Here is an 11,070-nt window from a genome sequence, read left to right on the forward strand (position 1 = left end):
CTAATTTTTTAGATATAAATCCTATCCTATGGACGTAACGTCCCAAACCTGAAAACGCTACAATGGAAGCAAAAAACACTCCCCATGAGCAGATTCATTACAGATTCACTTTCTTCCCCATAGCTAAATGCTTTGGGCCAAATGAACTATAAACAAAGTGATAATAAAAGAAATTCTGAGTGGCAAGAAATCAGCTCCCCTACTTGGATTGGTGGCTCAATCAATAGACCTTCAAACTACCTAGAAACATAGATTACCATAAGCGATCACACTCACAAAGTTTGATAAATTAAGATTCCGGGAAGTCCTTTTTCGGGATAGTCACTAAAAGTAGGAAACCTAATCCAACAAGAAAAAATATGCCAAGAGAAAGCGCAGAGTTTCTCATACTCCCCGTGATTTGTTCTATGAATCCATAGGAAAAGGTTCCTAATACAATCGCAAGTTTCTCTGTCACATCATAAAAACTGAAATAAGAAGCGTGATCAGTGGTACGTACCGGAATCAATTTGGAAAATGTGGATCTGGATAGGGATTGTATCCCCCCCATAACCAATCCAACTACAAAAGCCAAGGCGAAAAACTCATAAACCGTGTAGACATAATAAGCTCCACCACAGATCCCTACCCACACCAAAACCATAATTACCAAACTTTGCTTATTACCGTACTTCTTCGATATAAAGGCAAAGAAATAACTCCCCGCTATTGCTACTAGCTGGATAATCAAAATAGTCATGATCAACTGATCTCCAGGTAAGCCAAGCTCTTTGTCTCCAAAGGTAGCTGCTAAATACATCACTGTCTGAACACCCATTGAATAAAAGAAGAAAGATGCCAAGAAACGGTTCATTACCTTAATCTGCTTCACTTCATTCCACACTTTCCGGATCTCAAGATAGCCTTTGATTAGAAATTCCTTCTTTATATCCTTACCAAAAGGGTTCTTGGGAAGAACACGGAAGGAAATCTGGGAAAAACCAGCCCACCATAATCCTGTAATCAAAAATGAAACCCGAGCTGCCATTCCTCCATCAGACAACATAAACCAAGAAGGAAATTGAATCATCAGCAAATTGATCACCAAAAGTATTACGCTACCTATGTAACCGAGTGCATACCCCTTTGCACTTAGAATATCATACTTATCCGGTGTAGTGATCTCAGGAAGATAGGCGTTGTAGAAGACGATACTTCCAGCATATCCCACACTTGCCAATACACTAAAGCAAATGCCCCATTCAAGATTATTACCCTCGAAGAAAAACAGAGCAACGCAGGATAAAGAACCCAGGTATGCAAAGAACTTCATAAACTGAAGTTTTTTTCCACTAGCATCAGCAATACCCGAAAGTATCGGCGATATCAACGCTATTATCAGAAACGAGAAAGAAATGGAGTACGAGTATAAAACTGTGTTGACGATCTGAAATCCAAAAAAGTCAACTTTGTCATCTGCGTTAAGCCCCTTGGTGACGCTGTTGAAATAAACAGGAAAAATAGTTGAGGTAATGACCAGGCTGTAAACCGAATTTGCCCAGTCGTACATTGCCCAGGCGTTCTGAACTTTCCCGGCATTTTTAAGAGAGGATAGCATAGTATAAAAAAAAACTATCCCGAGTTTTTCGGGATAGTTTTACTGTATCGATTAGATAGAATTAATCTTGATCAACTTTTCCGATAGAGGCATACAGGATTCTTCTTGCATCCGCTTCCCTCAATTCATTCTGAACATCGGAGATCGGTCCCATTTTCACATCCCTATCAATCTTCATAGAAATCGTGATTCCAGGACGGTCAGCCTCGGGTAGTAAATCTCTTTCTTGGTTTACCCACTGCACAATATCCGGAACTTGCACAAGTGCATCATTTGCCTGAACTCGTGGTTCAGTACCATATAAACCACTATTCTTAGGTTTTCCTATGAAAAGATAAGAAATAAGTGATTTCTTCTGAAGTTTCTGAAGCTGTGTGGCTTGGGGAATCTTCTGCTCCACCAATATCTCCTGCTCTCTCAACACAGTAGTAACCATGAAGAAAAAGAGCAACATAAATATAATATCTGGTAAAGCGGATGTAGGTATACTAACCTCCGCTTTTGTCTTCTTTCCAAACTTTGCCATATTAGTTTCCTCCTATCTTATTAGGTTCTGCTATAGATATCGCCATAGGCAATCCCTCTTTTCCTCGGTCAATAAGACTTTGCTCAGCATCCGTTTTACCTGTCAAGGCTCTATACTCGTCTGTACTAAGATTAACGCGGGCAGCATATATATCAAAATATGCTTTCTTAGCCAAATCAAATACCTCAAGGTATTTCTCATAGCTCGTACCCCGGTCAGTCTTAATAGACACAACAGCATCGCCTGGATCATCAGATGACTCCGGGTCTCTTGCTGACAACGCTTTTAATGAGGCGGGAAGAGAATTGTACAAAGCCGTACCTTCTTCACTAGGTGATCCAAAGTTGAGTATGAAAGCCTTGATGTCTTCATCCAAGTTATCAATCTCACCATATTCGTCCTCTACAAATAGCTGATCATTGGCATTGATAAGAATAGTAAAGATATTCCTTGCATTCAAATCAATCTCTGGAGGTGGGTTGTTCGGATCCAGCTTCGGAGGAAGGACATTTAAAATACCTTTATCCGATGCGATCGTGGTGGTGACGAGAAAGAAGATCAGTAGCAGGAAAGCAATATCTGCCATAGAGCCTGCATTGACCTCCGTACCCATTCTATTTTTCTTTCTAGCCATATTACTTTATCGCTTTAGTAATTTCTGTCAATACAATACTTCCGAGAGCAACGATTGAAAGAATATAAGTGGTAATAAGCATTCCCCCAACCAACTGAGATCCCTCAGGAGTTAAATTGAAAGGAGAAGCTTCAAATTTAGGAAGCACTTCATTGCTCGAAATAGAGTAAGCAATAAAGAACAATACAACTATACCAACAATTCCTATTGCAGTTTTAAGCAAGCTTTTTGGATTATCCAAAGACTTGATTAATGGCATTAAAACCGCCACTACAGCACCAATTGCGATTAGGATGTAACTTCCGTATAATAAGATGTCATAAGTATCCATAATGTAGTTTTCTTTGAGGTTAATGTTTATATAATGGCCCTACAAACCGACGACTTACTTGCCAGTCAATTTGTGCTTAACCAAAATATCAACCAATGTAATGGAAGCATCTTCCATGTCATTAACCAAAGAATCAATTTTTGCCACACAATAGTTGTAGAACAACTGAAGGATAATCGCAACGATCAAACCGGCAACGGTAGTCAAAAGGGCGATTTTGATACCACCTGCTACCAGAGAAGGAGAGATATCACCAGCCGCTTCAATGGAGTCAAATGCACCGATCATACCGATTACAGTACCCATGAAACCCAACATTGGAGCCAGAGATATAAATAGAGATATCCAAATCAGGCCTTTCTCCAATCTACCCATTTCTACCGAACCATAGGAAATAATAGACTTCTCTACCATTTCAATTCCTTCTGAGTATCTCATCAAACCTTGTGTAAAGATAGACGCTACTGGGCCTTTGGTGTTTTTAGTAACATCCTTAGCTGCTTCTACTCCACCTGATTCTAGCGCATCTTCTACTTTAATCAACAATTTCTTAGTGTTTGTCGTAGAAAGGTTCAGGGTGATGATTCTTTCTAAAGCAACCGCTAGACCCAAGATCAAACAGATCAATACAGGAGTCATGTAAAGGGGATCACCTTCGATGAATTTCTCCTTTACTACTTGGTGGAAGCTTAGCTCCTCTTCGACGATTTCATCATCTACAATTGTGGGAGATGCAGCAGGCTCAACTGCTACTGGGGCTGTTTCTTCTTGTGCTACAGTATCTTCTGCCTCTTGTGCGTTAGCAAAAACAGGTGCGAATAGGATGCCTGCAAGCATGAACAAAGCGATTAACTTTCTCATAATGTGGATTTTAAATAGACTTTTGATAAAGGTTAAATGGTTTCTAATCTAGAATCGAGTTTTAAAGTTATCATTTTTTAATTTCAAAAAACAATGGCCTCTTTTAGATTTTTTCGAAAAATCAGGCTTATATCTTAAGAATAAGCAAGCTTTTACACGAACGGAAGTATTTCCTTTTACTATAAAAAAGAGGCTTTTCTCCAAAACTCGACGGTAAGGTTCTTATTTTTTTGCAGAAAGAAAAATAAAAATGTCTCTTAAAGGACAGCTTTTTATTAATTGATCAGAATGTGTTGATTTATTGGTTATTAGAAAGTGGCAGAATATTACCGAAATCCGCACTTTACCCATTATTCATGCAATCAAGTCTCAAAACTTAATTGAAATTTGAACTTGTGTCGCCGTGAGAATTAACAAAAATTAAAATTTAGCGAGTATTAATTTTATGTTTTGAGAGTTTTTTCTGTATGAAAATTTGTTTGCCACAACAGAAGTAGAATCCTTAATTCTAAAGTTGATCTTTGTAATTATTTACCAGAAAATAAGTAAGTTGACAACTTAACCCCTTATTATGCATATAAAAGCAAAAGCCAAGGAGGTTTTAATCCTTGGCTTTATAATCCCGAAAAGCTACCCTCTAATTCTCAGTCACTAGCGTCACAATAGATCTAGCTGGTATACTGACATCCCCCCCCATAGTATCCGTCTTTACAGACTCCAGACTCTTGTCCTTAGAGGTAATATATAGGCTTTTAACCGAAGTGGAAACCCCATCATCGGAAATAGTCACTTTCACATCCTTGACTCCTGAATTCACCAGTACCAAAATAACTTCTTTTTGATCTGCAGATTGATAAGCCGAAACTAAAAACTCCGGAGAATGTTGCTTTTTGCTACTTAATTCCACTCCAATCCGCTGATAACCAGGCCTGATAAATCTACTGTAATTCCCCAAAGCCCAGAGCATTTTGCTCTCATAAAAATCACCGTCTTCTTTTTCCTTATCTATGTAAATCAGGCCATCCTTATAATCATAAGGTGAAATAGCGAGCCACCAATGCCACGCACTCGCACCAGACACCGTAAGATCATTATGGATTACTCTAGCCAAATATAGTGCAGGGTTAATTCCCATATCTCTACCACTTCCATTGATTTCTCCGCCATTATCACCCAGAATACAGTATTCACTCATCCAATAACGTAATCCTTCTACTTTCCTAAGTGCAGCATTAAGATTTATTCGCTGCTGTACAGCCGACTCATACGGCGAGGTGGTAAAATAACTGTGCGCGGAGATTGTGTTGCTCAAATGCTCCAAGTCTCCGATGAAATCGGCAGATTCTGGGTTGAAAAAACCCATGACCTGTTCCCCTCGACCTTCTTTATCGGCTTGCTCATAGAGGTAATTGATTTTGCCGGCTTCCGCTACATCTATTTTTGTATCCAGCTTATTCCTACTCAAAGCATGATCGACTGCCTTGGCAATCCCTGTTATTTCACTGTTCCGGAAGGGAGTTCCCTCCTGGCCTCCATCAGACCAGTCCCATTGAGGTTCGTTGACTGGACTTATATAGTCTACCTGAAGTCCTTTTTCAACAAGCCCTTTGGTGACCTGCGCAAGGTATTCTCCGAAAGCCTCATAGTTTTCTTCAGAGAGATTTGACTGACCATTATCGGCGAAGGCCTTTCCGGATTTGGTCATAGACACAGGAGGGCTATTGGAGAAAATCAACAATTTTTTTACACCAAATTCTTGTGCCGCTTTTGCAAACCAAACCTGTCCCGCCTGCTTACCCCAGTCATAGGTCCCGTCCGAAGACAAAAAAGATTCCGCTCTCCTCCACTCATCGCGGATTCTGCTCTTCTCACCTTGCTCAGCACTGCCTGCGCCCACATTAAATCTCCAAAGAGATAATCCTATTCCTTTAGGATTTCCCTTTTCATCTGACTCATTGCTGAAAAGCAGTTCGGCTATAGCATTTCTCTTTTGATCTGGCCAAAGTCCCACAAACTGGCCTGACCAAGCGTCCGAAGCACCAAAATGCTCGATCACCTGATGGGCCTCATCCCGGACCAGATTTATCCCGATAGTCTCCTCAAAGGGTTTATCCATCTGCTTCTCCTGACCGGAACTTTGGCATGCATACACTACTGCGCACGATAGAAAAAGAGACCCCTTGAAAAAGGTTTTCATTTTCACCATTCTTCTAATTATCATCACCTAAAAGTTTTAAAAAAAGGGAAACTTAAATGCTTCCCTTTTAACTTATCAATAGCCAGGGTTTTGTTCCAGCTGATTATTTGAAGCCAAAATTTCAGATCTAGGAATTGGCAACCAGTAATTTTGTGTTTCAAACTTCTTTCCACTCAAAGATACCTTCCTTGAATAAGTCAAGCTACCATTTTCCGCTTTCACTATTTCTATGCCATATGCAGGCGTGTTTTCTACTTCATCAGCAGTCATCCATCTTCTCACATCATAGTATCGATGCTCTTCAAAAGCAAGCTCAATTCTACGCTCGTGATGAATTCTTTCTCTCATCTCATCCTGACTGAGACCTGTAGGCAATGGAGGCATTTCTACTCCGCTCCTACTTCTGATCGCATTGATCGCATCATATACACTTGCATCTGGGCCCGCTGCCTCATTTTGGGCCTCCGCATAGTTCAACAGGATTTCTGCATAGCGGAAGTAAATCCAATTTTGTGTACCAGCTACTTCCCATGGATTTTGTATGGGCAGGTCTTCATCGATGAATTTCCTTAAATAATATCCCGTCTTGCTTGTATTCCAGTTAGAAGGGCCACCCTGGCTATCTCTTCCATTGGGAAGGAAAGTCTCTACTTCTCTATCTCTGTACGGCGCCCCGTTGAAAAGAATACTTTCATAAAATCTAGGATCCCTGTTTTCATAAGGTGCACTGGCCTGCTCCTCATTATCCCAGCTGAACGGCGTGCCATCCATCATTTCATAATCATCAATCAGATTTTGAAGCGGTACGTTACCTCCCCAGCCATCGTAGCCATTTGGGCCGTTTGCTATCTCCAGTGCCGTATGTCTTGCATTGATATTGTAATATCTGGCGAAAATGATTTCTGAGTTGCTCTGAGGGGTCAAAAACAACTCACCATAACCGCTTTGGTAGAGACTGTATTGACCTAAATCCATCACTGCCTGTGCCGCCTGTGCAGCTTCTTGCCACTTCTGGGTGTCACTGCCTCCGTCATTGTATAACGGACTGGCTGCGTAGAGCAACAGTCGTGACTTCAATGCCAAAGCAGCACCTCTCGTAGCTCTGCCTTCTAACCACGCACCGCTGTTCGTCTGCGGCAAAACTGCCGCTGCTTCATCCAGTTGCTGGCTCGCATAAGCTATAGCCTCTTCCTTTGGGATTCGCTCATAGAAAGAAGGATCACTGAAGTCGTCTCCCAGTTGAGCTACATTATCTCCCATGAAGACCACATCTCCGTAGTTTTTGATCAGGTCAAAGTATCGGAAAGCGCGGATAAACTTCAATTCAGCGATCAGCAAATCCTTGCCAGACTGGCTCATTTCCAGCTCACCGATATTTGCTAAGGCATAATTACACTCCCTGATACTTCTATAGGACCTTCCCCAGAATGCACCTGCTATCCCTGTATTCTGTGGAGAAAGCTGGCCTTGCTGGATAAACCAGGTATTATCATCGTTATTATAAATAGACTCATCTGTAAGCGAGCTCCACATGGCGTATTCAAAACCACGTCCAAAACCTGGTTGGTAGGCATCTCCCTCTTTATTGGTTAATCTGACTCCTAAGTATCTATTGATCACATATGCCTCAAAGAGGGTAGAATCTGAAAGTATGGACGCATCAGACACCCGGTCTGTAGGGACTACGTCCAGAAAATCTTCTTGACAACCAACCAGCAAAAATCCGATCAGCGCAAGCCCCATAAAGGGTTTGAAAATATTTTTATTAGTCATTTTGGTCGGGTTTAGAATTGAATGTTTACACCAAGATTGATGATTTTCTGCTGCGGATAGAATTGACCGCTTTCACTGGATCCTTCAGGATCATAGTCTTTCACCTTGGTAAGCGTGAATAGGTTGAAGGCATTTGCATAAACCTTCAAGCTGCTTATCGAAAGCTTATCCAAAATCGGCTGAGGTACATTGTAACCAATCTGTACATTTTTCAACCGGGCAAAACTGGCATCATTCAACCAGAAATTATTGCGGAACAAGCCTCCACTGACCGCCGAAGAAGCGCGTTCACTTACGCGAGGAAAGGTACCTTCTGGGTTTGAAGGGGAATACCTGTTGTCTGCCCAACTGCTGTAAAAGTTGCCGACAGTGCCTGATTCAGGCAACACATATTGATTAACCTGGGACTGCCCCGAAATCACGGCCGCAAAATCCCAGTTTTTCCAGGCTGCATTCAGGGTTACGCCAAAGGTGATCTGCGGAATGTTACCATATTTTGTTCTGGTCATATCATCCGCATTAATCTCACCGTCACCGTTGAAATCTTCATAAATCAAATCCCCAACTAGTGCACCGGGAACATGTGGGGTATTATCCAGCTCTTCCTGGCTTCTGAAAATCCCAATAGCATTGTAAAGCAAATACGTGTTCATGGCATTTCCTGTCTGGCGCTGATAATCCAACACACCTGGTGCCTCATCTATATAAACAATTTCATTTTTGGCATAAGTGAAGTTTCCTGATACGCCAAAGCTGAAATCCCCTTCATACTGATACCCTACTGTGGACTCAAAACCATGGCTTTTCACTTCCCCAATATTTTCCGCAGGAACTAATGATTCTCCATCATACGGATTTACGATTCCTGAAGAACCCGGAATAGAAGCATTTCTTATCGTTAATATTTTACTTCTGTCCTGTTGGAAATAAATAAATTCAGTAGTGAATTTCTTCAACCAAACTGCATTGAAGCCGATGTCGGTTTTCGTAGCCACTTCCCAGGTAATATTCGGGTTGGCAAGCCGGGTAAGATCAATACCTGTATTCACCTCATCACCTAACACGTAGCGGTTGTTGAAGGAGTAATTGTCAAAATACTGGAACTGGCCTACATTGTCATTCCCCAGCTTACCGTAGGATGCTCTGAATTTCAAATCATCAAAGAAGCTTACCTTATCTCTAAACCAGCTTTCTTCGGAGATTCTATAGCCCAGAGATAGGGATGGAAAAAATCCATACCTGCTACCATCAGGAAAGTTAGATGACCCATCTACCCTCATCTGCAACTCCGCCAAATATTTCTCATTATAGTTGTAGGCGATTCGGCTTAAATAACTTTTTCTGGTGTAGTTATAGCTACTTCCCCAGTTGTCATAATCAGCCGCAGCTGCTCCACCCTGAGATAATTCGGGGGTTTCCGCTGTAGGAAAATGAAGCCTTGAGGCCCCCAACGTATGGGACCTGTTTTCACTCTGTTCGTATCCGGCAAATGCATCAATAAAGTGGTCTCCGAAATAATGCTTAAAGTTCAGTCGGATGTTAGAAACCATCATAGATTGAGAATAGTGTGACTCAGAAAGTGTAGGCTGTTGATCCGGACCTCCACCTACTACGACTGGATTGTATGAGTCCCCCGTGCGATCATAATTATATAAGGTGTAAGGTTTGCTGAAGTTTCTGGATCGATCCGAACTTTCATCCACTGAGAAAAACCCTTCTGCTGAAAGCCCTTCCAAAAATCCAAACTCGTATTTACCTCTAAGGATGCCATTAAACACATAGCGTGGATTATGATTCAGTCCACCTTGATCTGTAGCCATGATCACAGGATTGGAATTCTCTATTCCTGATGAAGGAAGACCATTTGGATAGACAGCCGGTACGGTTGGGTAAGCTCGGTAGATTGAACGAAAAATATCTCCTGCACCAGACGTTGGATATTGCCTGTCTTCTTTTCTCCCTGCCAGAGACAACCCAACGGTCAATCGTTCAGTAATGTCAGCATCCACATTGGATCTGAAGCTATATTGATCATAGCGGGTCGCACCATCTCTGTACAATCCGTCTTGACCTGTTTTACCTAAAGACAAGAAATAAGTTACATTCTCTGATCCACCTCTAATACTCAGATCATGCTGGCTTTGCAGTGCGGTATTGTTCAGTGCTGCCGCTGCCCAATCTGTATTGGGATAATTAACCGGGTCTGATCCATTCCCGAACAAGCTTAACTCATCATCGCTATACACCTGGTTCATCCCTCCCTGAGGGTTGTTATAATAAGCTATTTCATTTCTGATCTGTGCATAAGTGGATGCATTAGCCATTTCCGGTAATCTTGTCGGTGAAGAGAATCCTTGATTGAAGCTGTAAGAAATCACAGGCTTCCCGGATTTACCTCGCTTTGTGGTCACCAAAATCACCCCATTTGCAGCCCTGGAACCGTAGATAGCAGCTGAAGCATCCTTCAAAACCGAGATGCTTTCAATATCATTTGGATTGAGTCGCTCCAAACCGCCAATTTGACCTGGCACACCGTCCACTACGACCAGCACATCATTGTTTCCTGTGGTAGCAAGGCCCCGGATACTGATGCTTGATCCATCGTAGCCTGGCTCACCGCCTCTGTTATTTGCGATAAGCCCTGAAAATCTTCCGGAAAGCGAATTTGAAATGTTCGGCTGAGGACTATTCTGAAGATCTCTTCCCTCTACCTGAGAGACAGACCCCGTGAGTGTTGCTTTCTTCTGCTCCCCATAACCCACTACTACTACCTCATTTAGAGATTGTTCATCCGGGGCAAGTTGTACCGTAATGTTACTTTCCCCACTTTGTATCACACGTTCCAGTGTCGCATATCCTATAAAGGAGATACTCAAAGTAGCATTTTCTGTAGGAGTAAATGACAAAGTGAAATTGCCATCCAAATCTGTCACGGCACCTGTAGTAGTGCCCTTCAATAAAACCGAAGCTCCCGGGAGCCCCATCCCAGTTTCGTCAAGCACCTGACCTGAGATTTTTTGTTGACCAAATGCATTGGGCACACTGCATATCATTACTAGCATAAATGATATACAATACAGCCATGCCTTGGCTGGTAATTGTGTTAGCATGTTTTTTTAGGTTTGTTGTTAACTATTGATAAGTCTAGGGG

General features: G+C 41.9%; 8 protein-coding genes. All 8 read right to left on the reverse strand.

The features are described 5' to 3' along the window. Positions 1-289 precede the first annotated feature (289 nt). The 8 genes from AS141_RS19480 to AS141_RS19515 all read right to left on the reverse strand — a co-directional run bounded on the left by AS141_RS19480 (position 290) and on the right by AS141_RS19515 (position 11,029). Positions 290-1,597 carry an MFS transporter gene (locus AS141_RS19480; protein WP_057939384.1) on the reverse strand — a complete coding sequence of 436 codons (1,308 nt, stop codon included), beginning with the start codon at positions 1,595-1,597 and terminating at the stop codon, positions 290-292. Positions 1,598-1,658: 61 nt separating this feature from the next. Next, entirely contained in the window at positions 1,659-2,123 is a 465-nt protein-coding gene (locus AS141_RS19485; RefSeq protein ID WP_057939385.1) for an ExbD/TolR family protein, read from the reverse strand. 1 nt (position 2,124) lies between these two features. Continuing rightward, on the reverse strand, positions 2,125-2,757 hold the full coding sequence (locus AS141_RS19490) for an ExbD/TolR family protein (RefSeq protein ID WP_057939386.1): 633 nt from the start codon (positions 2,755-2,757) through the stop codon (positions 2,125-2,127). A 1-nt stretch (position 2,758) separates the two neighbouring features. Continuing rightward, positions 2,759-3,088, reverse strand: coding sequence for a hypothetical protein (locus AS141_RS19495; RefSeq protein ID WP_057939387.1), 330 nt, complete (start codon positions 3,086-3,088; stop codon positions 2,759-2,761). 54 nt (positions 3,089-3,142) lie between these two features. Beyond that, positions 3,143-3,949: a MotA/TolQ/ExbB proton channel family protein gene (locus AS141_RS19500; protein ID WP_057939388.1), complete on the reverse strand. Its 807-nt coding sequence runs from the start codon at positions 3,947-3,949 to the stop codon at positions 3,143-3,145. 637 nt (positions 3,950-4,586) lie between these two features. Then, positions 4,587-6,170: a glycoside hydrolase gene (locus tag AS141_RS19505; protein ID WP_232424968.1), complete on the reverse strand. Its 1,584-nt coding sequence runs from the start codon at positions 6,168-6,170 to the stop codon at positions 4,587-4,589. Between the two features lie 51 nt (positions 6,171-6,221). Then, positions 6,222-7,919, reverse strand: a complete 1,698-nt coding sequence (locus AS141_RS19510) for a RagB/SusD family nutrient uptake outer membrane protein (RefSeq protein WP_057939389.1) — start codon at positions 7,917-7,919, stop codon at positions 6,222-6,224. Between the two features lie 11 nt (positions 7,920-7,930). Then, positions 7,931-11,029 carry a SusC/RagA family TonB-linked outer membrane protein gene (locus AS141_RS19515; RefSeq protein ID WP_082632369.1) on the reverse strand — a complete coding sequence of 1,033 codons (3,099 nt, stop codon included), beginning with the start codon at positions 11,027-11,029 and terminating at the stop codon, positions 7,931-7,933. Positions 11,030-11,070 lie beyond the last annotated feature (41 nt).

The sequence above is a fragment of the Algoriphagus resistens genome (genome assembly GCF_001442615.1).
In the GTDB taxonomy this organism is placed as follows: Bacteria; Bacteroidota; Bacteroidia; order Cytophagales; family Cyclobacteriaceae; genus Algoriphagus; species Algoriphagus resistens.

Coding starts and splice junctions, on each gene's coding strand:
- AS141_RS19490 (WP_057939386.1), bottom strand. CDS start 2,757: ATGGCTAGAAAGAAAAATAGAATGGGTACGGAGGTCAATGCAGGCTCT.
- AS141_RS19505 (WP_232424968.1), bottom strand. CDS start 6,170: ATGATAATTAGAAGAATGGTGAAAATGAAAACCTTTTTCAAGGGGTCT.
- AS141_RS19500 (WP_057939388.1), bottom strand. CDS start 3,949: ATGAGAAAGTTAATCGCTTTGTTCATGCTTGCAGGCATCCTATTCGCA.
- AS141_RS19510 (WP_057939389.1), bottom strand. CDS start 7,919: ATGACTAATAAAAATATTTTCAAACCCTTTATGGGGCTTGCGCTGATC.
- AS141_RS19515 (WP_082632369.1), bottom strand. CDS start 11,029: ATGCTAACACAATTACCAGCCAAGGCATGGCTGTATTGTATATCATTT.
- AS141_RS19480 (WP_057939384.1), bottom strand. CDS start 1,597: ATGCTATCCTCTCTTAAAAATGCCGGGAAAGTTCAGAACGCCTGGGCA.
- AS141_RS19495 (WP_057939387.1), bottom strand. CDS start 3,088: ATGGATACTTATGACATCTTATTATACGGAAGTTACATCCTAATCGCA.
- AS141_RS19485 (WP_057939385.1), bottom strand. CDS start 2,123: ATGGCAAAGTTTGGAAAGAAGACAAAAGCGGAGGTTAGTATACCTACA.